The 25,165-nt window shown below is 60.5% G+C and carries 24 protein-coding genes and 2 tRNA genes; 21 read left to right on the top strand and 5 right to left on the bottom strand.

Translation table 11 applies throughout. The annotated features are described in order from the left end of the window. Positions 1-37 precede the first annotated feature (37 nt). Positions 38-1,705, bottom strand: coding sequence for a lactate permease LctP family transporter (locus tag BV82_RS23295; protein ID WP_010222957.1), 1,668 nt, complete (start codon positions 1,703-1,705; stop codon positions 38-40). A 253-nt stretch (positions 1,706-1,958) separates the two neighbouring features. Between BV82_RS23295 and BV82_RS23290 the strand changes: the two genes are divergently transcribed. Then, entirely contained in the window at positions 1,959-2,726 is a 768-nt protein-coding gene (locus BV82_RS23290) for a GntR family transcriptional regulator (RefSeq protein ID WP_036996926.1), read from the top strand. A gap of 68 nt (positions 2,727-2,794) precedes the next feature. Here the strand turns inward: BV82_RS23290 and smpB are convergent, their stop codons facing one another. Continuing rightward, the gene (gene smpB / locus BV82_RS23285; RefSeq protein WP_010222959.1) at positions 2,795-3,277 is read right to left on the bottom strand and encodes an SsrA-binding protein SmpB; all 483 of its coding nucleotides are present in this window, start codon (positions 3,275-3,277) and stop codon (positions 2,795-2,797) included. A gap of 161 nt (positions 3,278-3,438) precedes the next feature. Here smpB and BV82_RS23280 point away from each other — a divergent pair, with 161 nt between their 5' ends. Beyond that, positions 3,439-3,873, top strand: coding sequence for a type II toxin-antitoxin system RatA family toxin (locus tag BV82_RS23280; RefSeq protein WP_010222960.1), 435 nt, complete (start codon positions 3,439-3,441; stop codon positions 3,871-3,873). After that, entirely contained in the window at positions 3,866-4,183 is a 318-nt protein-coding gene (locus tag BV82_RS23275; protein ID WP_010222961.1) for an RnfH family protein, read from the top strand. The genes BV82_RS23280 and BV82_RS23275 overlap by 8 nt, the downstream gene beginning before the upstream one ends. A 56-nt stretch (positions 4,184-4,239) precedes the next feature. Here the strand turns inward: BV82_RS23275 and BV82_RS23270 are convergent, their stop codons facing one another. Next, positions 4,240-4,764: an outer membrane protein assembly factor BamE gene (locus BV82_RS23270; RefSeq protein WP_010222962.1), complete on the bottom strand. Its 525-nt coding sequence runs from the start codon at positions 4,762-4,764 to the stop codon at positions 4,240-4,242. Between the two features lie 97 nt (positions 4,765-4,861). Between BV82_RS23270 and fur the strand changes: the two genes are divergently transcribed. Continuing rightward, the gene (fur, locus tag BV82_RS23265) at positions 4,862-5,266 is read left to right on the top strand and encodes a ferric iron uptake transcriptional regulator (protein ID WP_010222963.1); all 405 of its coding nucleotides are present in this window, start codon (positions 4,862-4,864) and stop codon (positions 5,264-5,266) included. A 90-nt stretch (positions 5,267-5,356) separates the two neighbouring features. Here fur and recN read toward each other — a convergent pair whose 3' ends face one another. Further along, positions 5,357-7,030 carry a DNA repair protein RecN gene (gene recN / locus BV82_RS23260; protein ID WP_036996925.1) on the bottom strand — a complete coding sequence of 558 codons (1,674 nt, stop codon included), beginning with the start codon at positions 7,028-7,030 and terminating at the stop codon, positions 5,357-5,359. Between the two features lie 231 nt (positions 7,031-7,261). Here recN and grpE point away from each other — a divergent pair, with 231 nt between their 5' ends. The 8 genes from grpE to BV82_RS23220 all read left to right on the top strand — a co-directional run bounded on the left by grpE (position 7,262) and on the right by BV82_RS23220 (position 17,690). Next, positions 7,262-7,816 carry a nucleotide exchange factor GrpE gene (gene grpE, locus BV82_RS23255; protein ID WP_010222965.1) on the top strand — a complete coding sequence of 185 codons (555 nt, stop codon included), beginning with the start codon at positions 7,262-7,264 and terminating at the stop codon, positions 7,814-7,816. 101 nt (positions 7,817-7,917) lie between these two features. Beyond that, on the top strand, positions 7,918-9,834 hold the full coding sequence (gene dnaK, locus BV82_RS23250; RefSeq protein WP_010222966.1) for a molecular chaperone DnaK: 1,917 nt from the start codon (positions 7,918-7,920) through the stop codon (positions 9,832-9,834). A 210-nt stretch (positions 9,835-10,044) separates the two neighbouring features. Continuing rightward, the gene (dnaJ, locus tag BV82_RS23245) at positions 10,045-11,169 is read left to right on the top strand and encodes a molecular chaperone DnaJ (RefSeq protein WP_010222967.1); all 1,125 of its coding nucleotides are present in this window, start codon (positions 10,045-10,047) and stop codon (positions 11,167-11,169) included. Positions 11,170-11,182: 13 nt separating this feature from the next. Continuing rightward, positions 11,183-11,986, top strand: coding sequence for a 4-hydroxy-tetrahydrodipicolinate reductase (gene dapB / locus BV82_RS23240; RefSeq protein ID WP_010222968.1), 804 nt, complete (start codon positions 11,183-11,185; stop codon positions 11,984-11,986). 336 nt (positions 11,987-12,322) lie between these two features. Further along, entirely contained in the window at positions 12,323-13,459 is a 1,137-nt protein-coding gene (carA, locus tag BV82_RS23235; protein ID WP_036996922.1) for a glutamine-hydrolyzing carbamoyl-phosphate synthase small subunit, read from the top strand. A gap of 106 nt (positions 13,460-13,565) precedes the next feature. After that, positions 13,566-16,787 carry a carbamoyl-phosphate synthase large subunit gene (gene carB, locus BV82_RS23230; RefSeq protein WP_036996921.1) on the top strand — a complete coding sequence of 1,074 codons (3,222 nt, stop codon included), beginning with the start codon at positions 13,566-13,568 and terminating at the stop codon, positions 16,785-16,787. Then, a complete protein-coding gene (gene greA, locus BV82_RS23225; RefSeq protein ID WP_010222971.1) occupies positions 16,784-17,266 on the top strand; it encodes a transcription elongation factor GreA in 483 nt (160 codons plus the stop codon). Before carB ends, greA begins: the two co-directional genes overlap by 4 nt. After that, positions 17,244-17,690 (top strand): MFS transporter, encoded by a 447-nt coding sequence (locus BV82_RS23220; protein WP_174242310.1) that lies wholly within the window; start codon positions 17,244-17,246, stop codon positions 17,688-17,690. Before greA ends, BV82_RS23220 begins: the two co-directional genes overlap by 23 nt. Positions 17,691-17,702: 12 nt before the next feature. On the opposite strand, the gene yhbY is transcribed toward BV82_RS23220, so the two are convergent. Continuing rightward, positions 17,703-18,011, bottom strand: a complete 309-nt coding sequence (gene yhbY / locus BV82_RS23215) for a ribosome assembly RNA-binding protein YhbY (RefSeq protein ID WP_010222973.1) — start codon at positions 18,009-18,011, stop codon at positions 17,703-17,705. A gap of 100 nt (positions 18,012-18,111) precedes the next feature. On the opposite strand from yhbY, the gene rlmE reads away from it, so the two are divergent. From rlmE to rimP, 9 genes are all read left to right on the top strand, one after another. Further along, a complete protein-coding gene (gene rlmE, locus BV82_RS23210; protein ID WP_010222974.1) occupies positions 18,112-18,735 on the top strand; it encodes a 23S rRNA (uridine(2552)-2'-O)-methyltransferase RlmE in 624 nt (207 codons plus the stop codon). Positions 18,736-18,947: 212 nt separating this feature from the next. Beyond that, positions 18,948-20,855, top strand: coding sequence for an ATP-dependent zinc metalloprotease FtsH (ftsH, locus tag BV82_RS23205; protein WP_010222975.1), 1,908 nt, complete (start codon positions 18,948-18,950; stop codon positions 20,853-20,855). Between the two features lie 8 nt (positions 20,856-20,863). Continuing rightward, positions 20,864-21,715: a dihydropteroate synthase gene (folP, locus tag BV82_RS23200; protein ID WP_010222976.1), complete on the top strand. Its 852-nt coding sequence runs from the start codon at positions 20,864-20,866 to the stop codon at positions 21,713-21,715. Between the two features lie 16 nt (positions 21,716-21,731). Continuing rightward, positions 21,732-23,072 (top strand): phosphoglucosamine mutase, encoded by a 1,341-nt coding sequence (gene glmM, locus BV82_RS23195; RefSeq protein ID WP_010222977.1) that lies wholly within the window; start codon positions 21,732-21,734, stop codon positions 23,070-23,072. 66 nt (positions 23,073-23,138) lie between these two features. Then, the gene (gene tpiA, locus BV82_RS23190) at positions 23,139-23,894 is read left to right on the top strand and encodes a triose-phosphate isomerase (protein WP_010222978.1); all 756 of its coding nucleotides are present in this window, start codon (positions 23,139-23,141) and stop codon (positions 23,892-23,894) included. A 3-nt stretch (positions 23,895-23,897) separates the two neighbouring features. Then, positions 23,898-24,284, top strand: a complete 387-nt coding sequence (secG, locus tag BV82_RS23185) for a preprotein translocase subunit SecG (RefSeq protein WP_010222979.1) — start codon at positions 23,898-23,900, stop codon at positions 24,282-24,284. Between the two features lie 19 nt (positions 24,285-24,303). Beyond that, a tRNA-Leu gene (locus BV82_RS23180) sits at positions 24,304-24,389 on the top strand. A gap of 97 nt (positions 24,390-24,486) precedes the next feature. Continuing rightward, positions 24,487-24,563, top strand: a tRNA-Met gene (locus BV82_RS23175). Positions 24,564-24,692: 129 nt separating this feature from the next. Continuing rightward, positions 24,693-25,151 (top strand): ribosome maturation factor RimP, encoded by a 459-nt coding sequence (gene rimP / locus BV82_RS23170; protein ID WP_010222980.1) that lies wholly within the window; start codon positions 24,693-24,695, stop codon positions 25,149-25,151. Positions 25,152-25,165 lie beyond the last annotated feature (14 nt).

Here is a 25,165-nt window from a genome sequence, read left to right as displayed (position 1 = left end):
TGCCGGGCGCGCCACAACGCGCCCGGCCCCTGACACTTTAGTGAACCAGCATGCCAGTCAGCCAATAGGCCTGGATCAGGGTGATCAGGCCGACAATGGTGGCGAAGAACAGGCTGTGCTTGAGGGTGAAACGGAACAGGTCCGACTCTTTGCCGACCAGGCCGGTGGCGGCGCAGGCCACGGCGATCGATTGTGGCGAAATCATCTTGCCGGTCACGCCGCCGCTGGTGTTGGCCGCTACCAGCAAGGTGTCGTTGACCCCGATCTGGTGCGCAGTGGTGGCCTGTAGCGAGCTGAACAGGGCATTGGACGAGGTGTCGGAACCAGTCAGGAACACGCCCAGCCAGCCAAGGAATGGCGAGAAGAACGGGAATGCCGCACCCGTGCCGGCCAATACCAGCGCCATGGTCGACGACATGCCCGAGTAGTTGGTGACGAAGGCGAAGGCCAGGACCATGCCGATCGACAGGATCGGCCAGCGCAGTTCGAAGAAGGTCTCTTTCAAAGTGGTCAGACCAGTTTTGAAATTGATCTTCAGCACCAGCATCGAGATCAGCGCCGAGAAGAAGATCGCGGTACCGGTGGCAGAAATCGGGTCGAGCTTGAACACCGCCGGGATCGCCGTCGGGGTGGCAACGATCGGTGCGGACTTGATCACCAGTTGATCAAGGTGCGGGATGGCGAAGTTGAACACCCAGCTGTACATCGAACCGCCAGCAGCGAAGGCGGCCTTGAATGGCTTGAGGGTCCAGATGGTGACCAGCACGGTGAGGATCAGGAACGGCGACCAGGCCTTGAAGATCTCGCCGAAGCTGTACGGCGAAGGCTGGCTGCCGCCGCCCTGGACCACGGCGGCGCCAACGCTGCCGGTGGCGCTGGCGAACGAGCGCTTGGGCTGCCAGACCTTGAGGAACAGGGTCAGGGAAATCAGGCTGGCCAAGGCCGAGGTGATGTCCGGCAGTTCCGGGCCGATGAAGTTCGAGGTGAAGTACTGGGTCACGGCAAAACTCAGGCCGGCCACCAGGGCGGCAGGCCAGGTCTCTTTGACGCCGCGCAGGCCGTCCATCATGAACACCAGCCAGAACGGTACGAACAGCGACAGCAGTGGCAGCTGGCGGCCGGTCATGGCGCCGATCTTGAACGCATCGATACCGGTAACCTGGCCGGCAACGATGATCGGGATGCCCAGGGCGCCGAAGGCTACTGGTGCGGTGTTGGCGATCAGGCACAAGCCGGCCGCGTACAGCGGGTTGAAACCCAGGCCAACCAGCAGGGCGGCGGTGATCGCCACCGGTGCGCCGAAGCCTGCCGCACCTTCGAGGAAGGCACCGAAGCAGAAACCGATCAGCAGGACCTGCAGGCGCTGGTCATCGGTGATCGACAGTACCGAGCTGCGGATCACTTCGAACTGGCCGCTCTTGACCGTCAATTTGTACAGGAATACGGCGGCGACAATGATCCAGGCAATCGGCCACAGGCCATAGGCAAAGCCGTATCCGGCGGCGGCAAGCGCCATGTCGGCAGGCATCTGGAAAGCAAAGATCGCCACCAGGATCGACAGGCCCAGCGTGATGCTGCCGGCCACATGACCCTTGAGGCGGAACACCGCCAGCGCGAGGAAGAAGAACACGATCGGGATGACTGCCGCGAGCGCGGACAGGCCAAGACTACCAAGCGGACTGTAAAGCTGTTGCCAGGTTTGCATATGGGGTGGCCCCTAATTGTTGTTGGTCAGCACTGGCATTGGATAATTGGTAAGACCAATTTACAATGTCGAGGCGCTAGGTTAAAAGCCTCGCTGCGGCTGTGTCAATTTGTCCCAGGAAAACTTTCGTCGGATGCGCAATGAATCGGGCGCCTGAACGGCAGGGAAATTTGCCAACTGATGGGTGCCGGCGGGATGCGGATGCGCCAGAATAGACAGCCCCGAACGCAATCGGGATTGTGGAGAGCATGTGATGGTTTTTGATCAGGTCCGCCAACGCCGTTTGTCCGACGATATCGTCGAACGGCTGGAAGGGATGATTCTCGAAGGCACCTTGACGGCCGGTCAGCGCCTGCCTGCCGAGCGGGCGCTGGCCGAGCAGTTCGGTGTGTCACGACCGTCGTTGCGCGAAGCGATCCAGAAGCTGGTGGCCAAAGGCTTGTTGGTCAGCCGCCAGGGCGGTGGCAACTATGTGGCCGAATCGCTCGGCTCAACCTTCAGCGACCCACTGTTGCAGTTGCTTGAAAGCAACCCCGAAGCACAGCGCGACTTGCTGGAGTTCCGGCATACCCTGGAGGCATCGTGCGCCTATTATGCGGCGATCCGCGCCACTGAGCCGGATCGTCAGCGGCTCAAGGCGGCGTTCGATACCCTGCAGGACTGCTACGCCCGTGCCGATGAAGTGGACCGGGCCGAGGAGGGCGCGGCCGATGCGCGCTTTCACCTGGCGATCGCCGAGGCCAGCCATAATGCGGTGCTGCTGCACACCATTCGTGGTCTGTTCGACCTGCTTAAACGCAACGTGGTGACCAACATCGGCGGCATGTACAAACAGCGCAGCGAAACCCGCGACATGCTCATCAGCCAGCACCGCGAGCTGTACCTGGCGATTGTCGAAGGGCGTGCGGAGGATGCACGCGAAGTCTCCAGCCGGCACATCACCTATGTGCAGGAAGTGCTCGATGAAGTGCGTCAGGAAGTCCAGCGGGTGGCGCGGGCGGAGCGGCGTAGCGGGCGTTAGCGGTCACGGGGCAGCGCCGCTCCTGCAGGAGCGGGCTTACCCCGCGATAAAGGCGCTTCAGGCTGGAATCAGTCTTCCTTGCCCTTGTTGCGCACCGCGCGCTGCAATTCGCGGTCGGAATCACGCTCGCGCTGGGTGTCGCGCTTGTCGTATTCCTTCTTGCCCTTGCCCAGTGCGATTTCGCACTTGATCAAGTGCTTGCTCCAATAGATCGACAAGGCCACGCAGGTGTAGCCCTTCTGCTGGACGGCCGCATGCAGGCGCTCCAGCTCACGACGGTTGAGCAGCAGTTTGCGGGTACGTGTCGGGTCGGCGATGACGTGAGTACTGGCGGCTGTCAGTGGCGTGATATGGCTGCCCATCAGCCAGGCCTCGCCATCTTTGAGCACCACGTAACTGTCGGTCAGGTGCGCCTTGCCGGCACGCAGACTTTTTACTTCCCAACCGGACAGGACCAATCCGGCCTCGAACTTGTGTTCGATGAAGTAATCGTGACGCGCCTTTTTATTCTGCGCGATAGTCCCTGTCGGATGTTTCTTTTGGTTAGCCATAGGGGCGGCATTATAGGCAGTCGCCGCGCTGTCGGCTACGGGGTAGCAGTGCGCTTGAGCCATTGCCGTGAATCCCGGACAATGCGCGCTCTTGATGCGCTCGATGGCGCCCCTCGGCATTCTGGTTGTGTTTGCCGCCCAGCTTTGGAATTGACCCCTGGATGACTACCCATATTCAACGTTCGGCCCTGCTGCCATATCCCGCCCAGGCCCTGTACGACCTGGTCAATGATGTCGCGCGCTACCCGGAGTTCCTGCCCTGGTGTTCGTCCAGCACCGTGATGGAAGAAAGCGACACGCACATGCGCGCGCGCCTGGAAGTGGCCAAGGGGGGGATGAGCCAGCAGTTTGTAACCAGCAATGTGCTGGTGCCGGGCCAGTCCATTGAAATGAACCTTGAAGAAGGGCCTTTTACCCAGTTGCATGGTGTCTGGGTATTCAAGCCGCTGGGCGAGAAAGCCTGCAAGATCAGCCTTGACCTGTCGTTCGATTACGCCGGGCCGCTGGTGCGTGCCACTTTGGGGCCGTTGTTCAACCAGGCCGCCAACACCCTGGTCGATGCCTTCTGCCAGCGTGCCAAGCAGCTCCATGTCTGAAGCCTTGCTAGCGGTCGAAGTGGTGTATGCCCAGGCCGAGCGGCAGGTGCTGCTCACTCTTGAGGTGCCGACGGGTACGACGCTTACTGAGGCGGTAAAACTCTCGGGAATCGCCGCGCATTTTCCCGAGGCTGATATTCAAGCCTGCCCGATCGGTATCTTTGGTCGGGTGATCGCTAACCCTGAAGAGCAAAAGGTCGAGGCGGGTGATCGCATCGAGATCTACCGGCCATTGCTGGTGGATCCCAAGGAGGTGCGCAAGCAGCGCGCCGCTAAGGTCGCCAGGGTATTCAAGAAAGCCAAACGCTGAATTACAGGTAAGAAAAAGCCCGGACTGATCCGGGCTTTTTTATACGCGCTGCAGGCTTACTGCGGCGAGGTGTCCAGTGGTTCTGGCACCGGTACCGGGATCACTTCGATGGTGTCCACGTCTTTCTGGATGGTGGCTTCCAGCGAGCCTGGCTTGGCAGGTTTTTCCTGCGCTGCGGGTTCGGTGCTGCCGGTCGGGCTAACCGTGGTATCGCCGCTGCCACCGAGGATTTCCTGGTCGCGGCTGACACCCGGCATGAAGTCGCCGGACAGGCTGGCGAGCTGATCGTTCTCGTTGAAGAAGATGCTCATGCGCTCCTGTTGGCGCTCACCGCCGCCAGGCTGCAGGCTGTACAGGTAATCCCAGCGATTGGTGTGGAAGGTATCCTGGATCAGCGGATTACCCATGATAAACCTTACTTGCCGACGGGTCATTCCGGGGCGCAATTGGTCTATCATGTCTTGCGTGACGACATTGCCCTGCTGGATGTCGATTTTGTAAACCCCGGGGAACGAGCAACCGGCGAGTGCGAGCAGTCCCACGAGGGTGAGGCTGGTTAGCAAGAGCTTGGTGTTTTGCATCGGTGGGCGACTTCCACTATCTTGGCTGGACAACGTAAACCCCGATCATACCCGTATTCAGAGAAGCTGCGAAGCAGCATCGGCGAGAAAGCTGACCATGGTTGAAAATAGCGAACTGCGCAAAGCCGGTCTCAAGGTGACACTGCCTCGAGTTAAAATTCTACAGATGCTCGACTCTACCGAGCAGCGTCACATGAGTGCTGAGGATGTCTACAAGGCGCTGATGGAGGCAGGCGAGGACGTCGGTCTGGCCACGGTTTACCGTGTTCTGACCCAGTTCGAAGCCGCTGGCCTGGTCGTGCGCCATAACTTCGATGGCGGTCACGCCGTGTTCGAGCTGGCTGACGGTGGTCACCACGATCACATGGTCGTAGTCGACTCCGGTGAAGTCATCGAGTTTTTTGACGCTGAAATCGAGAAGCGCCAGAAGCAAATCGTGGAAGAGCACGGCTTCGAGCTGGTTGACCACAATCTGGTTCTGTACGTACGCAAAAAGAAGTAAGCAATTATTACATTGCTGCATAAGTACTGAAGGCGACCCTGGGGTCGCCTTCGTGCTTTCTGGTGGCTTGCTTTATATAGCTGCGCGCGCTCAGGCCTTGCTGGTAACCACCATCTTGCGTGCGTGGGCCAGGGATTCCTTGGTCAGGTCGATGCCACCGAGCATGCGTGCGACCTCTTCTACACGCTCGCGCTTGCCCAGGTTGGCCACGGCGGTATGGGTGGCATCGCTGTCACGTACTTTATGCACGAACAGGTGATGGTGGCCCTGGGCAGCGACCTGCGGCAGGTGGGTTACGGTCAGCACCTGGCCGCGCTCGCCCAGGCGGCGTAGCAATTGACCGACGATCTCTGCCGTTGGCCCGCCGATACCCACGTCGACTTCGTCGAACACCAGGGTCGGGATACGCGAGGTCTGTGCGGTGATCACCTGGATCGCCAGGCTGATCCGCGACAGCTCGCCACCGGAAGCAACCTTGGCCAGGGCCTTGAGCGGCTGCCCGGGGTTGGCGCTGACCAGCAGCTCGACCTGTTCCAGGCCCTGGGGTTGCAGTTCGTCGCTGCTGTTGGCGCGCAACTCGATGCTGAAGCGGCCACCCGGCATGCCCAGGCGCTGGATTTCCTGCTCCACCGCACTGGCCAGCTGGCTGGCGGCGTGCTGGCGCAAGGCGCTCAGTTCGCCAGCCTTGTCCTGGTAATGGCGGGCATAGGCGGCCAGTTCTTCCCCCAGGCGCTCGATCGATTCGTCGTTGGCGTTGAGGTTTTCCAGCTCTTCCATCAAGCGCTGCTGCAGGCTGGCCAGCTCGGTGGGGTGCACCCGGTGCTTGCGAGCAAGGGTATAAATAGTATCGAGGCGCTCTTCGAGCTGTTGCAGGCGCGCCGGGTCGGCATCGAAGTTGTCGAGGAAGCGGTTCAGCTCACCGACGGCTTCCTCGACCTGGATCTGTGCGCTGGCGATCATGCTGGCGGCTTCACCCAGGGCCCTGGGCGCGTTGTGCACGGCGGTCAGGCGGTTGAGGCTGGCAGTCAGGGCGTTGAGGACGTTGCCCGAATCGTTTTCGCTGCAGTGGTCGATGACCTGGCGGCAGATGCCGAACAACGCTTCGGCATTGGTCAGGTTCTTGTGTTCCTGCTCCAGCAGCTCCAGTTCGTTTTCACCCAGGCCGAGGTTGTCCAGTTCTTCGAACTGGTAGCTGAGCAACTGGTGCTGCGCGCGCTGCTCATCGCCGGAGTTGGACAGCCGTTCCAGCTCCTGGCGGGTCTGGCGCCAGCGCTGGGCCGCCAGCTGTACCTGGCGGGCCAGGTCGGTGGCGCCGGCGTATTCGTCGAGCAGGCGGCGGTGGGTGTCGGTTTTCAGCAGCGACTGGTGCTCATGCTGGCTGTGGATGTCGATAAGCAGCTCGCCCAGGGCCTTGAGGTCGCCGAGCGGGCAGGGCGTGCCGTTGATGTAGCCACGGCTGCGGCCTTCGGCGGTGATCACCCGGCGCAGGATGCACGGGCCGTCGCTGTCGAGGTCGCGCTCGGCCAGCCAGGTGCGCGCCTCGGGGATGTCTTCCAGGTCGAAGGTGGCGAGGATGTCGGCCTTGTCGGCCCCGGGGCGCACCACGCCGCTGTCGGCGCGATCGCCCAGGGTCAGGCCCAGGGCGTCGAGCATGATCGATTTGCCGGCCCCGGTTTCACCGGTGATGACGCTCATCCCGCGGGCGAGCTCGAGGTCCAGGTGTTCGACGATGGCGTAGTTGTGTACGGACAGGTGCACCAGCATTGGGGCGGCTCCCAGGCGTTAGGTCTGGTTATTTATACAGTGTTTTCAAATCCGCTGACAATGCTGATGTTTAGTTCGATTTGGTTATCAGGGCGCGGTTCTGATTGCGCTGGGTTATGAGCGAATGTGAGCAAGCTGTCTTGAAGGCCCTTGAACCTGGATTTTGCGACCCCATATAGCCGGCAGAAGCGCGAGTCATGCTCGCAGACCTTATTCGAGAGGAGAGATTTTATGGCTGACGAACAGCTGGATGAACAGAATCTGAACGCCGAAGCGACTGGCGACCAAGAGCTGAGCGCCCGCGTGCAGGTGCTCGAAGAGCAGCTGGCGGCGGCCCAGGATCAATCCCTGCGCACCGCCGCCGACCTGCAGAACGTGCGCCGCCGCGCCGAGCAGGACGTAGAAAAGGCGCACAAGTTCGCCCTGGAAAAATTCGCCGGTGACCTGCTGCCGGTCATCGACAGCCTCGAGCGCGGCCTGGAGCTGTCCAGCGCGGACGACGAGAGCATTCGCCCGATGCGTGAAGGCATCGAGCTGACCCTGAAAATGTTCCACGACACCCTCAAGCGCTACAACCTCGAGGCCATCGACCCGCACGGCGAACCGTTCAATGCCGAGCACCATCAGGCGATGGCCATGCAGGAAAGCGCCGAAGTCGAGCCCAACAGCGTGCTCAAGGTGTTCCAGAAGGGCTACCAGCTCAACGGTCGCCTGCTGCGCCCGGCCATGGTCGTGGTCAGCAAGGCCCCGGCAGCGGTTACGCCGTCGATTGACGAGCAGGCTTGAAATCGTTTCCGGCGCCCCCATCTAGGTGTCAAGCATTCAAGTATTACCGCAGTTAGCCACCACTGCTGCGGCAACCAAATTCAAGTTTCGGGAGAGTTAACATGGGTAAAATCATCGGTATCGACCTGGGGACCACCAACTCCTGCGTCTCCATTCTGGAAAACGGCAACGTCAAGGTCATCGAGAACGCCGAAGGCGCTCGTACCACGCCGTCGATCATCGCCTACGCCAACGATGGCGAAATCCTGGTTGGCCAGTCGGCCAAGCGCCAGGCGGTCACCAACCCGCACAACACCCTGTACGCGGTCAAGCGTCTGATCGGTCGTCGCTTCGAAGAAGAAGTGGTGCAGAAAGACATCCAGATGGTTCCGTACAAAATCGTCAAGGCTGACAACAGCGACGCCTGGGTTGAAGTGAACGGCCAGAAAATGGCACCGCCACAAATCTCGGCTGAAATCCTGAAAAAGATGAAGAAAACCGCCGAAGACTACCTCGGCGAGCCAGTGACCGAAGCGGTGATCACCGTTCCGGCCTACTTCAACGACAGCCAGCGTCAGGCCACCAAAGACGCCGGCCGCATCGCCGGCCTGGACGTCAAGCGGATCATCAACGAACCAACCGCGGCTGCCCTGGCCTACGGCATGGACAAGGCCAAGGGCGATCACACCGTGATCGTTTATGACCTGGGTGGCGGTACCTTCGACGTTTCGGTCATCGAAATCGCCGAAGTCGATGGCGAGCATCAGTTCGAAGTGCTGGCCACCAACGGCGACACCTTCCTCGGTGGTGAAGACTTCGACATCCGCCTGATCGACTACCTCGTCGACGAGTTCAAGAAAGAAAGCGGCATGAACCTCAAAGGTGACCCGCTGGCCATGCAGCGCCTGAAAGAAGCCGCTGAAAAGGCCAAGATCGAGCTGTCCTCGAGTCAGCAGACCGACGTCAACCTGCCGTACATCACTGCAGACGCTACCGGTCCTAAGCACCTGAACGTGAAGATCTCCCGCGCCAAGCTGGAATCGCTGGTAGAAGACCTGGTTCAGCGCACCATCGAGCCATGCCGCATCGCCATGAAAGACGCCGGTATCGACGTCAGCAAGATCGACGACGTGATCCTGGTCGGCGGTCAGACCCGTATGCCGCTGGTGCAAAAAGCTGTTACCGACTTCTTCGGTAAAGAAGCCCGTAAAGACGTCAACCCGGACGAAGCGGTTGCCATGGGTGCTGCGATCCAGGGTGCGGTACTGGCCGGTGACGTCAAAGACGTACTGCTGCTGGACGTCAGCCCGCTGACCCTGGGTATCGAAACCATGGGTGGCGTGATGACCGCGCTGATCGAGAAGAACACCACTATCCCGACCAAAAAGTCGCAAGTGTTCTCGACTGCCGATGACAACCAGGGCGCCGTGACCATTCACGTGCTGCAAGGTGAGCGCAAGCAGGCAGCACAGAACAAGTCCCTGGGTAAGTTCGACCTGGCCGACATTCCACCAGCACCACGTGGCGTGCCGCAGATCGAAGTGACCTTTGACATCGACGCCAACGGCATTCTGCACGTAGGCGCCAAGGACAAGGCTACTGGCAAGACCCAGTCGATCGTGATCAAGGCCAACTCCGGCCTGTCTGATGAAGAAATTCAACAGATGATCCGCGACGCTGAAGCGAACTCGGAAGAAGACCGCAAGTTCGAAGAGCTGGCCACTGCCCGTAACCAGGGTGATGCACTGGTTCACTCGACTCGCAAGATGGTCGCTGACGCCGGTGACAAGGTTACTGCCGACGAGAAGACTGCGATCGAAGCTGCCGTGGTTGCCCTGGAAGCCGCCATCAAGGGCGACGACAAGGCTGCCATCGACGCCAAGGTCGAAGAGCTGTCGAAGGTTTCGGCTCCGGTTGCCCAGAAGATGTACGCCGAGCAGTCGGCTGAGCAGCCTAAGGGCGGCGCTCAGCAGGCCGAGCCGGAAGCCAAGCATGACGACGTTGTCGATGCTGAGTTCGAAGAAGTCAAAGACAAGTAATTGCTACAGGTTGTCGGCCAATTGACTGTTTTTTGATGGTTGGCTGGTAGGATGTCGCCGCGCGGGGGCTTGCTCCCGCGTTGGCGTGTCTGCAATACCCGAATTTTTACAGCATCTGTCAGCCGCCCGGAGGGTGGGTGAGGCAGGTGCTGGCGGCACAGCGCGGAATGCGCAGAGGTTTGCCGAACGTCCTCAAGAGTGCAAAGACTTATGGCAAAGCGTGACTATTACGAAGTTCTGGGAGTTGAGCGCGGCTCCAGTGAAGCGGATCTGAAGAAAGCCTACCGCCGTCTGGCGATGAAGCATCACCCGGACCGTAATCCTGATGACAAAGCGTCGGAAGAGAAATTCAAGGAAGCCAACGAGGCTTACGAAGTGCTCTCCGATGCCAGCAAGCGTGCGGCCTATGACCAGTATGGTCATGCCGGCGTGGATCCGAGCATGGGTGGCGGCGGTGCCGGTTTCGGCGGCGCGAACTTCTCGGATATCTTCGGTGATGTGTTCAGCGATTTCTTCGGCGGCGGCCGTGGTGGTTCGCGTGGTGGCGCCCAGCGTGGCAGCGACTTGCGTTACACCCTGGAGCTGAACCTGGAAGAAGCCGTGCGCGGTACCACGGTCAACATCCGTGTGCCGACGCTGGTCAACTGCAAGCCGTGTGACGGTTCCGGGGCCAAGAAAGGCTCGTCGCCTTCGACCTGCCCGACCTGTGGCGGTATTGGCCAGGTGCGCATGCAGCAGGGCTTCTTCTCGGTCCAGCAGACCTGCCCGCGTTGCCACGGCCAGGGCAAGGTCATCACCGATCCGTGTGATTCGTGCCACGGCGAAGGCCGCATCGAAGAGTACAAGACGCTTTCGGTCAAAGTCCCGGCTGGCGTCGATACCGGCGACCGTATTCGTCTGTCCGGCGAAGGCGAGGCTGGTTCCCAGGGTGGCCCGACTGGCGACCTGTACGTTGTGATCAACGTGCGTGAACACTCGATTTTCCAGCGCGACGGCAAGCATCTGTACTGTGAAGTGCCGATCAGCTACACCGATGCCGCCCTGGGTGGCGAGCTGGAAGTGCCGACCCTTGATGGTCGGGTCAAGCTGAAAATCCCGGAAGGCACCCAGACCGGCAAGCAATTCCGTCTGCGTGGCAAGGGTGTGGCGCCGGTTCGCGGTGGTGGTGCCGGTGACCTGATGTGCCGGGTCGCGGTGGAAACCCCGGTCAACCTCAGCCGTCGTCAGCGCGAGCTGCTCGAAGAGCTGCGTGATTCGCTGGAAGGCGACAGTTCCCATTCGCCGAAAGCCAATGGCTGGTTCGAAGGCGTGAAGCGCTTCTTCGGCGATCTGTAAGAAGGAGTAGGGCATGCGACGTATAGCGGTAATGGGCGCGGCAGGGCGCATGGGCAAGACCCTGATCGAAGCTGTGCAGCAAGCCCCGGGTGCCGGTTTGACCGCGGCGATCGATCGCCCGGACAGCTCGCTGGTCGGCGCCGATGCTGGTGAGCTGGCGGCGCTGGGCCGGATTGGCGTGCTGCTGTCCGACGACCTGGCCAAGGTCGCCGACGAGTTCGACGTGCTGATCGACTTCACTCACCCGTCGGTGACCCTGAAGAACCTGGCGTTCTGCCGCAAGGCAGGCAAGGCGATGATCATCGGCACCACCGGTTTCTCTGCTGAAGAGAAGCAGTTGCTGGTCGAGGCGGGCAAGGACATTCCGATCGTCTTCGCCGCCAACTTCAGCGTTGGCGTCAACCTCAGCCTGAAGCTGCTGGACATGGCTGCGCGGGTGCTGGGCGATGACGTGGATATCGAGATCATCGAGGCTCACCACCGGCATAAGGTCGATGCGCCGTCGGGTACCGCGCTGCGCATGGGTGAAGTGGTTGCCAATGCGCTGGGTCGTGACCTGCGGGAAGTGGCGGTGTATGGCCGTGAAGGCCAGACCGGTGCGCGTGATCGCCAGACCATCGGCTTCGCCACCGTGCGTGCTGGCGATGTGGTCGGTGATCACACCGTGCTGTTCGCTGCTGAAGGTGAGCGCCTGGAGATCACCCACAAGGCCTCCAGCCGCATGACCTTCGCCAGGGGTGCGGTACGTGCCGCCCTGTGGCTGGACGGGCGCGAGCCTGGCCTGTACGACATGCAGGACGTGCTCGACCTGCGTTGATCGCTGTTCAGGGGCCGCTGCGCGGCCCATCGCTGGCAAGGCCAGCTCCCACGGGAATTGCGCCATGGCTGCAATTCCTGAGTCTCAGTGGCTCCTGTGGGAGCTGGCTTGCCAGCGATGCTTTTCCATTCCCGCGACGCCCTGTCGCATTCCTGCGCCTTTCAGGCACTTAAGTGGTAGACCAAAAAAGCGTTTTTCTGTAAGCTACAGCTTTAGTGTGTCCACTAAAAGCGCGCAGATAATTCGACGAAGAAAGCGGGGTGACGTGTCTATACGTCATTCCGCTTTTTTGCAACCTGCGATCGCCCCTTCAGGCTAGATTTACGGGAGGTCTTCTTGACTAAGCCAGCCATACTCGCCCTTGCTGATGGCAGCATTTTTCGCGGTGAAGCCATTGGAGCCGACGGTCAGACCGTTGGTGAGGTGGTGTTTAACACCGCAATGACCGGCTATCAGGAAATCCTGACTGACCCTTCCTATGCGCAGCAAATCGTTACCCTGACGTACCCGCACATCGGCAACACCGGCACCACGCCGGAAGACGCCGAATCCGACCGCGTCTGGTCGGCTGGTCTGGTGATTCGCGACCTGCCTCTGATCGCGAGCAACTGGCGCAACAAGCAATCCCTGCCTGATTACCTCAAGGCCAACAACGTGGTGGCGATCGCGGGTATCGATACCCGTCGTCTGACCCGCATCCTGCGTGAGAAGGGCGCGCAGAACGGCTGCATCCTGGCCGGCGACAACATCAGCGAAGAGGCGGCAATCGCCGCTGCTCGCGGTTTCCCGGGCCTGAAGGGCATGGACCTGGCAAAAGTCGTCAGCACCAAGAGCAGCTACGAATGGCGCTCCAGCGTCTGGGAGCTGAAGACCGACAGCCACGCCACCATTGAAGCCGCCGAGCTGCCGTACCACGTGGTGGCCTACGACTTCGGCGTCAAGCTGAACATCCTGCGCATGCTGGTTGCCCGCGGCTGCCGCCTGACCGTAGTGCCGGCGCAAACCCCGGCCAGTGAAGTCCTGGCGCTCAATCCTGATGGCGTGTTCCTGTCCAACGGCCCTGGCGATCCGGAGCCTTGCGACTACGCGATCCAGGCGATCAAGGACATCCTTGAAACCGAGGTCTCGGTGTTCGGCATTTGCCTGGGTCACCAGCTGCTGGCCCTGGCCTCCGGTGCCAAGACCGTGAAAATGGGTCATGGTCACCACGGCGCCAACCACCCGGTCCAGGACCTGGACACCGGTGTGGTGATGATCACCAGCCAGAACCACGGCTTTGCGGTTGACGAAGCGACCCTGCCGGGCAACGTGCGTGCCATCCACAAGTCGCTGTTCGACGGTACCCTGCAGGGTATCGAGCGTACCGACAAGAGCGCGTTCAGCTTCCAGGGCCACCCTGAAGCCAGCCCGGGCCCGACCGACGTCGCGCCACTGTTCGACCGTTTCATCGATGCCATGGCCAAGCGCCGCTGAGCATCTGGCGAGAAGGCCCTGGACCGGTGCAAGCCGCGTTCAGGTGCCGCCCCCAAGATTGTTCAATGCGGCTTGCCGACTGACCTGCGGAATTGAGTGACAACCCATGCCAAAACGTACAGACATTAAAAGCATCCTGATTCTCGGCGCTGGCCCGATCGTGATCGGCCAGGCCTGCGAATTCGACTACTCCGGCGCCCAGGCGTGCAAAGCCCTGCGCGAAGAGGGCTATCGCGTCATCCTGGTGAACTCCAACCCGGCGACCATCATGACCGACCCGGCCATGGCTGATGCGACCTACATCGAACCGATCAAGTGGCAGACCGTTGCCAAGATCATCGAAAAAGAGCGCCCTGACGCGCTGCTGCCGACCATGGGTGGCCAGACTGCCCTGAACTGCGCCCTGGACCTGGAGCGCGAAGGCATCCTGGAAAAGTTCGGCGTGGAAATGATCGGCGCCAACGCCGACACCATCGACAAGGCTGAAGACCGTTCGCGCTTCGACACCGCCATGAAGGCCATTGGCCTTGAGTGCCCGCGTTCCGGTATCGCCCACAGCATGGAAGAGGCCAACGCGGTCCTCGAGAAGCTCGGCTTCCCGTGCATCATCCGTCCGTCCTTCACCATGGGCGGCACCGGTGGCGGCATCGCCTACAACCGTGAAGAATTCGAAGAAATCTGCGCCCGTGGTCTGGACCTGTCGCCAACCAAGGAACTGCTGATCGACGAATCGCTGATCGGCTGGAAAGAGTACGAGATGGAAGTGGTCCGCGACAAAAAGGACAACTGCATCATTGTCTGCTCGATCGAAAACTTCGACCCGATGGGTGTGCACACCGGTGACTCGATCACCGTGGCGCCGGCACAGACCCTGACCGACAAGGAATACCAGATCATGCGCAACGCCTCGCTGGCGGTGCTGCGTGAAATCGGTGTCGAAACCGGCGGTTCCAACGTGCAGTTCGGTATCTGCCCGGACACCGGCCGCATGGTCGTGATCGAAATGAACCCACGGGTTTCGCGTTCCTCGGCCCTGGCGTCGAAAGCCACCGGCTTCCCGATCGCCAAGATCGCCGCCAAGCTGGCTGTCGGTTACACCCTCGACGAACTGCAGAACGACATCACCGGCGGCCGTACCCCGGCGTCCTTCGAGCCGTCGATCGACTATGTCGTCACCAAGCTGCCGCGTTTCGCCTTCGAGAAATTCCCGAAAGCCGACGCCCGCCTGACTACCCAGATGAAATCCGTGGGTGAAGTCATGGCCATCGGCCGGACCTTCCAGGAGTCGCTGCAGAAAGCCCTGCGCGGCCTTGAAGTCGGCGTGAGCGGCCTGGACCCGAAAGTCGACCTGGCCAGCCCTGACGCTGCCAGCATCCTCAAGCGCGAGCTGACCGTACCGGGCGCCGAGCGCATCTGGTACGTCGCCGACGCCATGCGTTCGGGCATGACCTGCGACGAAATCTTCGCCCTGACCGGTATCGACCACTGGTTCCTGGTGCAGATGGAAGACCTGATCAAGGACGAAGAGAAGGTCAAGACCCTGGCCCTGTCGGCGATCGACAAGGACCTGATGCTGCGCCTCAAGCGCAAGGGCTTCTCCGACCAGCGCCTGGCCAAGCTGTTGGGCATCACCGACAAGAACCTGCGTCGTCACCGTCACAAGCTGGAAGTGTTCCCGGTCTACAAGCGCGTTGACACCTGCGCGGCCGAGTTCGCCACCGATACTGCCTACCTGTACTCGACCTATGAGGAAGAGTGCGAGGCCAATCCGTCGACCCGCGACAAGATCATGATCCTGGGTGGCGGCCCTAACCGTATCGGCCAGGGCATCGAGTTCGACTACTGCTGCGTACACGCGGCACTGGCCCTGCGTGAAGACGGTTACGAGACCATCATGGTCAACTGCAATCCGGAAACCGTCTCCACCGACTACGACACCTCCGACCGCCTGTACTTCGAGCCGCTGACCCTGGAAGACGTGCTGGAAGTGGTTCGTGTCGAGAAGCCGAAAGGCGTGATCGTCCACTACGGCGGCCAGACCCCGTTGAAACTGGCTCGTGCCCTGGAAGAAGCCGGCGTGCCGATCATCGGTACCAGCCCGGACGCCATTGACCGCGCCGAAGACCGCGAGCGTTTCCAGCAGATGGTTCAGCGCCTGAATCTGCTGCAGCCACCAAACGCCACCGTGCGCAGCGAAGACGAAGCCATCCGCGCCGCCGGCATCATCGGCTACCCGCTGGTTGTGCGCCCGTCCTACGTACTGGGCGGCCGCGCCATGGAGATCGTCTACGAGCTGGACGAGCTCAAGCGTTACCTGCGTGAAGCGGTGCAAGTGTCCAACGACAGCCCGGTGCTGCTCGACCACTTCCTCAACTGCGCCATCGAGATGGACGTGGATGCGGTCTGCGACGGCACCGACGTGGTGATCGGCGCAATCATGCAGCACATCGAGCAGGCCGGTGTTCACTCCGGTGACTCGGCGTGCTCGCTGCCACCGTACTCGCTGCCGGCCCATGTTCAGGACGAAGTCCGCGAACAGGTCAAGAAAATGGCCCTGGAACTGGGCGTTGTCGGCCTGATGAACGTGCAGCTGGCCCTGCAGGGCGACAAGATCTACGTGATCGAAGTCAACCCGCGCGCCTCGCGCACCGTGCCGTTCGTCTCCAAGTGCATCGGCACTTCGTTGGCGATGATTGCCGCGCGGGTCATGGCCGGCAAGAGCCTCAAGGAAATCGGCTTCACCAAGGAAATCATTCCTAACTTCTACAGCGTCAAGGAAGCGGTGTTCCCGTTCGCCAAGTTCCCAGGTGTTGACCCGATCCTCGGCCCTGAGATGAAATCCACCGGTGAAGTCATGGGTGTCGGCGACAGCTTCGGTGAAGCGTTTGCCAAGGCCCAGATGGGCGCCAGCGAAGTGCTGCCGACTGGCGGTACCGCATTCATCAGCGTGCGTGACGACGACAAGCCACAAGTGGCTGGCGTTGCCCGCGACCTGATCGCCCTGGGCTTCGAAGTGGTCGCCACCGTCGGTACCGCCAAGGTCATTGAAGCGGCTGGCTTGAAAGTGCGTCGCGTGAACAAGGTGACCGAAGGTCGTCCGCACGTGGTCGACATGATCAAGAACGACGAAGTGTCGTTGATCATCAACACCACCGAAGGTCGCCAGTCGATTGCCGACTCCTACTCGATTCGTCGCAATGCGTTGCAGCACAAGATTTACTGCACCACCACCATTGCGGCCGGTGAAGCCATCTGCGAAGCGCTGAAGTTTGGTCCTGAAAAGACCGTTCGCCGCTTGCAGGATCTGCATGCAGGACTCAAAGCATGAGCATTACCAAATACCCGATGACCGTCCAGGGCGCTCGCGCCCTGGAGGAAGAGCACCTGTTCCTGAGCAAGACCGAGCGTCCGCGCCTGAGCCAGGCCATTGGTGAGGCTCGCGAGCTGGGCGATCTCAAGGAAAACGCCGAGTACCACGCTGCCCGCGAAGAGCAGGGGATGGTCGAGGCGCGTATTCGCGATATCGAAGGCCGTCTGCAGAACTCGGTCGTGATCGACGTCACCACCATTGCCCACACCGGCAAGGTGATCTTCGGCACCACCGTGGACCTGGAAAACACCGAGACCGGCGAGCAGGTGACTTACCAGATCGTTGGTGAGGACGAAGCCGACGTCAAGCAGGGCAAGCTCTCGGTCGGTGCTCCGATCGCCCGTGCCATCATTGGCAAGGAAGAGGGTGATGCCGTTGTGATCAAGACGCCAAGCGGTACGGTCGAGTACGAGATTGTCGAAGTCAAACACATCTGACCGTCGCCGGGGCTTTGCTGCCGCCCCGGCAATCTGGCAGCTGACCCAGGTACTCTGGGTTGGCGGCCTGTGGATGCTGCATTTCGGTCTGCTGCCGGCGTTGGGCCAGATTGGCCTGGCGCCGCTGTTGATCGAGGATATCGGTAGCCTGATGGCATCGTTGCTGGTGGCGTTTGCGGCGTTTTGCGCAGGCGTGCAGGCGCTGGTGCTGATTCAGGCGCAGGGCCTGTCCAGTCTGTGGCGGGACATGCGGGGGCAGTTGTTGTCGATGGTGATGCTGGCGTGCGTGGTGTATTTCGCGTTGCGCGTGGGCATGCCGGGGGAACTGCGCTGGCAGCTGTTCTGTTACCTGGTGCTGGGCCTGACCGGCTTGCTGCTGGTCATGCAGCCCGTGCCGGGCAGGGCGCGCAAGGCGCGCCACTGACCGGGGCGAGCATCACTTGTAACGGTGGATGTTCGACAACTGCTTGTTCGGTTGCGGATTGCGGCGATAGATCAGCGCCTTCTTGCCGATGGTCTGTACCAGTTCGGCGCGGCCGGCCTTGCACAGCGCGGCAATTGCGGCGGCACGCTCTTCGCGGTCTTCGGAGCGAATCTCGACCTTGATCAGTTCGTGATCGACCAGGGCGCGTTCGAGTTCGGCGATAACCCCTTCAGTCAGCCCATTGCCTGCCACAATCAGAACTGGTTTCAGGTCGTGGCCAATGGATTTGTACTGTTTCTTCTGCTCGTTATTGAGCGGCATAATCTGACCCTTTGTCTGATTCTGTAAAAATGGCGGCCATTTTACCCGAGGGCCCGTGGATCCGCCCAGTTAATCACGACCCTTATCATCGAGGTGCCCAATGGCGCGTTCCAAGACAAGCCTTGGCTGGCTGAAAGAACACTTCAACGATCCTTACGTTAAAAAGGCGCAAAAGGACGGTTATCGCTCGCGTGCGAGCTACAAATTGCTGGAAATCCAGGAAAAGTACCGGATTATCCGCCCTGGTATGAGCGTCGTCGACCTGGGTGCGGCCCCGGGTGGCTGGTCGCAGGTGACCAGTCGTCTGATTGGTGGTCAGGGGCGTTTGATCGCTTCCGACATCCTGGAAATGGACAGCATTCCTGACGTTACCTTCATCCAGGGGGACTTTACCCAGGACGAAGTGCTGGCGCAGATCCTCGAGGCGGTGGGTAATTCGCACGTAGACCTTGTGATTTCCGATATGGCCCCCAATATGAGTGGTACGCCTGCCGTGGATATTCCCAAGGCCATGTTTCTCTGTGAGCTGGCCCTTGATCTGGCGACCCGGGTGCTCAAGCCGGGTGGTGATTTCCTGATCAAGATTTTCCAGGGCGAAGGGTTTGACGTATACCTCAAGGACGCTCGTCAGAAATTCGACAAGGTCCAGATGCTCAAGCCTGATTCTTCGCGGGACCGCTCCCGCGAACAGTACTTGCTGGCGAGGGGTTACCGCGGCGAGTAGGGCGTCAGGCCGGCGGCTTTCAGGGTATCCGATAGTTTTTTCCAATCGGCTCTCCTGCCTGACCTGGATGAACATCGTGTAGTCTAGGTTTCACAAAGGGTTACAGACGGCGCCTGCAGATGTGTAGGTTATGTAGTAAGTTAAGCCGGTGAATATCATGCGAGGCACGGCTGCGCCGTCAGCCGGCTTCAGAGGGTAGCTAATTGAACGATATGGCAAAGAACTTGATCCTGTGGTTGATCATCGCGGCTGTCCTGGTGACAGTGATGAACAACTTCTCCAGCCCGAATGAGCCGCAGACCCTCAACTATTCCGACTTCATTCAGCAGGTCAAGGATGGCAAGGTCGAGCGCGTTGCGGTCGACGGCTACGTCATTACCGGTAAACGTACCGATGGCGACAGCTTCAAGACCATCCGTCCGGCCATTCAGGACAACGGCCTGATCGGTGACCTGGTCGACAACCACGTCGTGGTCGAAGGCAAACAGCCAGAGCAGCAGAGCATCTGGACCCAACTGCTGGTCGCCAGCTTCCCGATCCTGGTCATCATTGCCGTATTCATGTTCTTCATGCGCCAGATGCAAGGCGGTGCCGGTGGCAAGGGCGGGCCGATGAGCTTCGGCAAGAGCAAGGCGCGCCTGCTGTCCGAAGATCAGGTGAAAACCACCCTGGCCGACGTTGCCGGCTGCGACGAAGCCAAGGAAGAAGTCGGCGAGCTGGTCGAATTCCTGCGCGATCCGGGCAAGTTCCAGCGCCTGGGCGGTCGTATTCCTCGCGGTGTGCTCATGGTTGGCCCGCCAGGTACCGGTAAGACCCTGATAGCCAAGGCTATTGCCGGCGAAGCCAAGGTGCCGTTCTTCACCATCTCCGGTTCCGACTTCGTCGAGATGTTCGTCGGTGTCGGTGCCAGCCGTGTTCGCGACATGTTCGAGCAGGCCAAGAAACACGCACCGTGCATCATCTTCATCGACGAGATCGACGCCGTCGGTCGCCATCGTGGCGCCGGCATGGGTGGCGGTCACGACGAGCGCGAGCAGACCCTCAACCAGTTGCTGGTTGAGATGGACGGCTTCGAAATGAACGACGGTATCATCGTCATCGCCGCGACCAACCGTCCGGACGTCCTCGACCCGGCGCTGCTGCGTCCAGGCCGCTTTGACCGTCAGGTCGTCGTTGGCTTGCCGGATATCCGCGGTCGTGAGCAGATCCTCAAGGTACACATGCGCAAGGTGCCGATTGGCGAGAACGTCAATCCAGCCGTGATTGCCCGTGGTACTCCAGGCTTCTCCGGTGCCGACCTCGCCAACCTGGTCAACGAAGCGTCGCTGTTCGCTGCCCGTGGTGGCAAGCGCGTCGTCGAGATGAAAGAGTTCGAACTGGCCAAAGACAAGATCATGATGGGCGCCGAGCGCAAGACCATGGTCATGTCCGAGAAAGAGAAGCGCAATACCGCCTTCCACGAAGCCGGCCATGCCATTGTTGGCCGTGTGGTGCCCGAGCATGACCCGGTGTACAAGGTCTCGATCATTCCGCGTGGCCGGGCACTGGGTGTCACCATGTTCCTGCCGGAGGAAGACCGTTACAGCCTGTCCAAGCGCGCACTGATCAGCCAGATCTGCTCGCTGTACGGTGGCCGTATCGCCGAAGAGATGACCCTGGGCTTCGATGGCGTCACCACCGGTGCCTCCAACGACATCATGCGTGCCAGTCAGATCGCCCGCAACATGGTCACCAAGTGGGGCCTGTCGGAAAAACTCGGTCCGCTGATGTATGCCGAAGAAGAGGGTGAGGTGTTCCTGGGCCGCAGTGCCGGTTCCCAGCACGCCAGTGTCTCCGGTGAGACCGCCAAGCTGATCGACTCGGAAGTACGCAGCATCATTGACCAGTGCTACGCCACGGCCAAGCAGATCCTCACCGAAAACCGCGACAAGCTCGACGCCATGGCCGATGCGCTGATGAAGTACGAGACCATCGATGCCGATCAGATCGACGACATCATGGCTGGTCGCGAGCCACGCGAGCCGCGTGACTGGGAAGGTGGATCGGGCACTCCAGGCGCCTCTGCTCCGCAGAGCGATCGCCCTGAGTCGCCGATCGGCGGTCCAGCGGCGCAAGTCTAAGGGCACATATGACTTCACAGCAGTACCCGACCCGGTTGCCTTGCGGCAACCGGGTTCTTGATTTGTCCCGTACCCATGTCATGGGTATCCTCAATATCACCCCCGATTCCTTCTCCGATGGCGGCCGCTTCACCCAGCGTGACGCAGCCTTGCGCCACGCCGAAGCGATGGTGGCTGCCGGTGCGACCCTGGTCGATGTCGGTGGCGAGTCCACTCGCCCCGGCGCACGTGCGGTGTCGGCGCTTGAAGAGCTGGAGCGCGTCGCGCCGATCGTCGAAGCGATCAATCGCGAGCTGGATGTGATCATCTCGGTCGATACCTCGACGCCAGCGGTTATCCGCGAATCGGCCAGGCTCGGTGCCGGGCTGATCAACGATGTGCGCTCGCTCAGCCGTGATGGTGCCCTGGATGCCGCAGCAGCCACCGGCTTGCCGGTGTGCCTGATGCATATGCGTGGCGAGCCGGGCGACATGCAGGACAATCCGCATTACGAGGATGTCACCGCCGAGGTGGCGAACTACCTTGAAGAGCGTATGGCTGCGTGTGCGGCAGTCGGCATCGAAGCCGGGCGGATCATCCTCGATCCAGGCTTCGGCTTCGCCAAGACCCTGGCGCACAACCTCAGCCTGTTCAAGCACATGGAAGCACTTTACCGGTTGGGGCGTCCCTTGCTGGTAGGTGTTTCGCGCAAGAGCATGATCGGCCTGGCCCTGGGCCGTCCGGTCGGAGAACGGCTCTATGGCAGCCTTGCCCTGGCTGCGCTGGCGATGACCAAGGGCGCGAGCATATTGCGCGTTCACGATGTCGCCGAAACCGCCGATGTAGTGCGGATGATTGCTGCGGTGCAAGCCGCCGAATAAGAGTGATGGAGCATCTATGAGCAGAAAATATTTTGGTACCGACGGTATTCGTGGCCGTGTCGGCGAATACCCCATCACCCCTGACTTCATGCTCAAGCTTGGCTGGGCGGCGGGCATGGCCTTTCGCAGGCAGGGTGCCTGCCGGGTACTGGTCGGCAAAGACACGCGAATTTCCGGTTACATGTTTGAATCGGCGCTTGAAGCCGGGCTGTCAGCGGCGGGCGCCGATGTGATGTTGCTCGGGCCGATGCCGACCCCGGCCATCGCCTACCTGACCCGTACCTTCCATGCCGAAGCGGGCATCGTTATCAGTGCTTCGCACAATCCCCATGACGACAACGGCATCAAGTTCTTCTCCGGGCAGGGTACCAAGCTGCCGGACGAAGTCGAGCTGATGATCGAGGAACTGCTCGACCAGCCGATGACCGTGGTCGAATCGAGCAAGCTGGGCAAGGTCTCGCGCATCAACGATGCGGCTGGGCGTTACATCGAATTCTGCAAGAGCAGCGTGCCGAGCAGCACTGATTTTGCCGGCCTCAAGCTGGTGGTCGACTGCGCCCACGGCGCTACCTACAAGGTCGCGCCGAGCGTGTTCCGCGAATTGGGTGCTGATGTCACCGTGCTCTCAGCGCAGCCTGATGGCCTGAACATCAACGAGAACTGCGGTTCGACCCACATCGAGTCGCTGCAGGCGGCGGTGCTGGTGGGCCATGCCGACCTCGGCATCGCCTTCGACGGCGACGGTGACCGGGTGCTGATGGTCGATCACACCGGCGCCATCGTCGATGGCGACGAGCTGCTGTTCATCATCGCCCGTGACCTGCATGAGCGCGGCAAGCTGCAGGGCGGGGTGGTGGGCACCCTGATGAGCAACCTGGGGCTGGAGCTGGCCCTGAAGGATCTCGACATCCCGTTCGTGCGCGCCAAGGTCGGTGACCGCTACGTGATGGCCGAGCTGCTGGAGCGCGACTGGGTCATCGGTGGCGAGAACTCCGGGCACGTGGTGTGCTGCAACCACACCACCACCGGTGATGCGATCATCGCCGCGCTGCAGGTGCTGATGGCCCTCAAGCGCCGCGAAGAAACCCTGGCCCAGGCCCGTCAGGCCCTGCGCAAGTGCCCGCAGGTGCTGATCAACGTGCGCTTTGGTGCGAGCAAGGTCGACCCGCTGGAGCATCCAGCGGTCAAGGACGCCAGTGCCAAGGTTACCGAGGCACTGGCCGGTCGTGGCCGTGTGCTGCTGCGCAAGTCCGGGACAGAGCCTCTGGTGCGGGTAATGGTCGAAGGCGAGGATGAAAATCAGGTTCGCGGCCACGCCGAAGCCCTGGCAAAACTGGTAAGTGAAGTTTGCGTTTGAATTACGCTTGCCAGAGGTGATCGGGTTGGGTAACATCTGCGCCCTCTTTGACCGACGAGGTACAGCATGCGTCGCCCTATGGTAGCTGGTAACTGGAAGATGCACGGTACCCGCGCCAGCGTCGCTGAGCTGATCAAGGGCTTGAGTAATCTCGCCCTGCCGAGCGGTGTCGAGGTCGCGGTGTTTCCCCCCGCCCTGTACATCAATCAGGTAATTGATGGCGTACAAGGCAAGGCGATCGCCGTCGGCGCTCAGAATTCTGCGGTACAGCCTGAGCAAGGCGCACTGACCGGTGAAATTGCACCGAGTCAACTGGCCGAGGCAGGTTGCGAGCTGGTACTGATTGGGCACTCCGAGCGCCGCCAGATCATTGGCGAGAACGACGAAGTCCTCAATCGCAAGTTCGCTGCGGCACAGGCTTGTGGTTTGAAGCCGGTGCTCTGTGTAGGGGAAACCCTCGAAGAGCGCGAAGCGGGTAAAACGCTTGAGATTGTCGGGCGTCAGCTGGACAGCGTCATCGAAGCGTTCGGTGTCGAAGTCTTCGCCAGTGCGGTGATTGCCTATGAGCCTGTATGGGCCATCGGCACAGGGCTGACGGCCTCGCCACAGCAGGCTCAGGATGTGCATAAGGCCATTCGCGAGCAGCTGGCGGCAAAGAACCCGGAAGTCGCAGCGAGTGTGCGGCTTCTATACGGCGGCAGCGTGAAGGCGGCCAATGCGGCTGAACTGTTCGGCATGCCGGATATCGATGGGGGCCTGATTGGTGGGGCTTCCCTGAACGCAGACGAATTCGGTGCAATTTGTCGCGCCGCAGGAAACTGAAAAATGCTGGAAACAGTGATCGTTGTTTTGCATCTGTTGGGCGCGCTGGGTTTGGTAGTGCTGGTGTTGCTGCAACAGGGTAAAGGTGCGGAAGCGGGTGCATCTTTCGGCGCAGGTGCTTCAAATACTGTGTTCGGAAGCCAAGGTTCTGCTACCTTTCTGAGTAAGTTTACTGCTATACTAGCTGCCTCTTTCTTCTTAACTGCTCTTGGGTTAGGATACTTTGCTAAGGAGAAAGCTCAAGAGCTGACTCAAGTAGGGTTGCCAGATCCAGCGGTCTTGGAAGTGAAGCAGCAAAAGCCGGCAACAGATGATGTACCGGTGCTCCAGGAGCAGAAGAGCGAAGCCACTAAGACTGGCGATGTTCCTCCCGCTCAAGAGCAGAAGTAACGGGTTTCAAAGTAGTATTGCCGAGGTGGTGGAATTGGTAGACACGCAACCTTGAGGTGGTTGTGCCCATAGGGTGTAGGGGTTCGAGTCCCCTTCTCGGTACCAATTGAAACAAGACAGCCCGCTACAGCGGGCTTTCTTGTAGGTGGAGGTTAGATTGACCCTGTCGGGGTTCGGTCGTATACTTTCGCCCCAGCTTTGTCGCGGGGTGGAGCAGTCTGGTAGCTCGTCGGGCTCATAACCCGAAGGTCGTTGGTTCAAATCCAGCCCCCGCAACCAGTTTCAGCGGAGCCCCTTTTGCAGGGGCTTTTTCTTGGCTGAACAGTCATAACGCCGGTATTCAACGGCGTATCAGGGATGGGCGCTTTGCCCATTTTTTATTTGCATAGCATGCACGAGGGGGTTCAGGTGTCGAGCAAGCTAGAACAGTTGCAGGCCTTGTTGGCCCCGGTGGTCGAGGCTCTTGGCTATCAATGCTGGGGGATCGAATTCATCTCTCAAGGCAAACATTCGGTCCTGCGGATTTACATCGATAAAGAAGATGGCGTGCTGGTTGATGACTGCGCAAAAGTCAGTCACCAGGCCAGTGCGATCCTCGATGTCGAAGACCCGATTACGTCCGAATATACCCTTGAAGTGTCCTCTCCTGGCATGGATCGCCCGCTGTTCACCTTGGAACAGTTTGCTTCGCATGCCGGCGAACAAGTGAAGATCAAGCTGCGTACGCCCTTTGAAGGTCGTCGTAACTTTCAGGGCCTTCTCCGTGGCGTGGAGGATCAGGATGTTGTGGTCCAGGTAGACAACAACGAATTCCTGTTGCCGATCGATTCGATCGACAAGGCCAACATTATTCCCAGTTTTGACTGAGACGTGCCGGATCC

Origin of the sequence: Pseudomonas donghuensis (assembly GCF_000696345.2) — a bacterium.
Classification (GTDB): domain Bacteria; phylum Pseudomonadota; class Gammaproteobacteria; order Pseudomonadales; family Pseudomonadaceae; genus Aquipseudomonas; species Aquipseudomonas donghuensis.
Note: the sequence above shows the minus strand (reverse complement) of the source record. Positions and strands in the feature narration are given on the sequence as shown.

Excerpts from the sequence above, each read along its gene's own strand:
- ftsH (WP_010222975.1), top strand. The coding sequence starts at position 18,948 with ATGGCAAAGAACTTGATCCTGTGGTTGATCATCGCGGCTGTCCTGGTG.
- BV82_RS23280 (WP_010222960.1), top strand. The coding sequence starts at position 3,439 with ATGACTACCCATATTCAACGTTCGGCCCTGCTGCCATATCCCGCCCAG.
- yhbY (WP_010222973.1), bottom strand. The coding sequence starts at position 18,011 with ATGCCGCTCAATAACGAGCAGAAGAAACAGTACAAATCCATTGGCCAC.
- BV82_RS23295 (WP_010222957.1), bottom strand. The coding sequence starts at position 1,705 with ATGCAAACCTGGCAACAGCTTTACAGTCCGCTTGGTAGTCTTGGCCTG.
- secG (WP_010222979.1), top strand. The coding sequence starts at position 23,898 with ATGCTGGAAACAGTGATCGTTGTTTTGCATCTGTTGGGCGCGCTGGGT.
- folP (WP_010222976.1), top strand. The coding sequence starts at position 20,864 with ATGACTTCACAGCAGTACCCGACCCGGTTGCCTTGCGGCAACCGGGTT.
- recN (WP_036996925.1), bottom strand. The coding sequence starts at position 7,030 with ATGCTGGTGCACCTGTCCGTACACAACTACGCCATCGTCGAACACCTG.
- greA (WP_010222971.1), top strand. The coding sequence starts at position 16,784 with ATGAGCATTACCAAATACCCGATGACCGTCCAGGGCGCTCGCGCCCTG.
- BV82_RS23290 (WP_036996926.1), top strand. The coding sequence starts at position 1,959 with ATGGTTTTTGATCAGGTCCGCCAACGCCGTTTGTCCGACGATATCGTC.
- dnaJ (WP_010222967.1), top strand. The coding sequence starts at position 10,045 with ATGGCAAAGCGTGACTATTACGAAGTTCTGGGAGTTGAGCGCGGCTCC.
- glmM (WP_010222977.1), top strand. The coding sequence starts at position 21,732 with ATGAGCAGAAAATATTTTGGTACCGACGGTATTCGTGGCCGTGTCGGC.
- BV82_RS23270 (WP_010222962.1), bottom strand. The coding sequence starts at position 4,764 with ATGCAAAACACCAAGCTCTTGCTAACCAGCCTCACCCTCGTGGGACTG.
- tpiA (WP_010222978.1), top strand. The coding sequence starts at position 23,139 with ATGCGTCGCCCTATGGTAGCTGGTAACTGGAAGATGCACGGTACCCGC.
- BV82_RS23275 (WP_010222961.1), top strand. The coding sequence starts at position 3,866 with ATGTCTGAAGCCTTGCTAGCGGTCGAAGTGGTGTATGCCCAGGCCGAG.
- smpB (WP_010222959.1), bottom strand. The coding sequence starts at position 3,277 with ATGGCTAACCAAAAGAAACATCCGACAGGGACTATCGCGCAGAATAAA.
- dapB (WP_010222968.1), top strand. The coding sequence starts at position 11,183 with ATGCGACGTATAGCGGTAATGGGCGCGGCAGGGCGCATGGGCAAGACC.
- grpE (WP_010222965.1), top strand. The coding sequence starts at position 7,262 with ATGGCTGACGAACAGCTGGATGAACAGAATCTGAACGCCGAAGCGACT.
- rlmE (WP_010222974.1), top strand. The coding sequence starts at position 18,112 with ATGGCGCGTTCCAAGACAAGCCTTGGCTGGCTGAAAGAACACTTCAAC.
- dnaK (WP_010222966.1), top strand. The coding sequence starts at position 7,918 with ATGGGTAAAATCATCGGTATCGACCTGGGGACCACCAACTCCTGCGTC.
- carB (WP_036996921.1), top strand. The coding sequence starts at position 13,566 with ATGCCAAAACGTACAGACATTAAAAGCATCCTGATTCTCGGCGCTGGC.
- fur (WP_010222963.1), top strand. The coding sequence starts at position 4,862 with ATGGTTGAAAATAGCGAACTGCGCAAAGCCGGTCTCAAGGTGACACTG.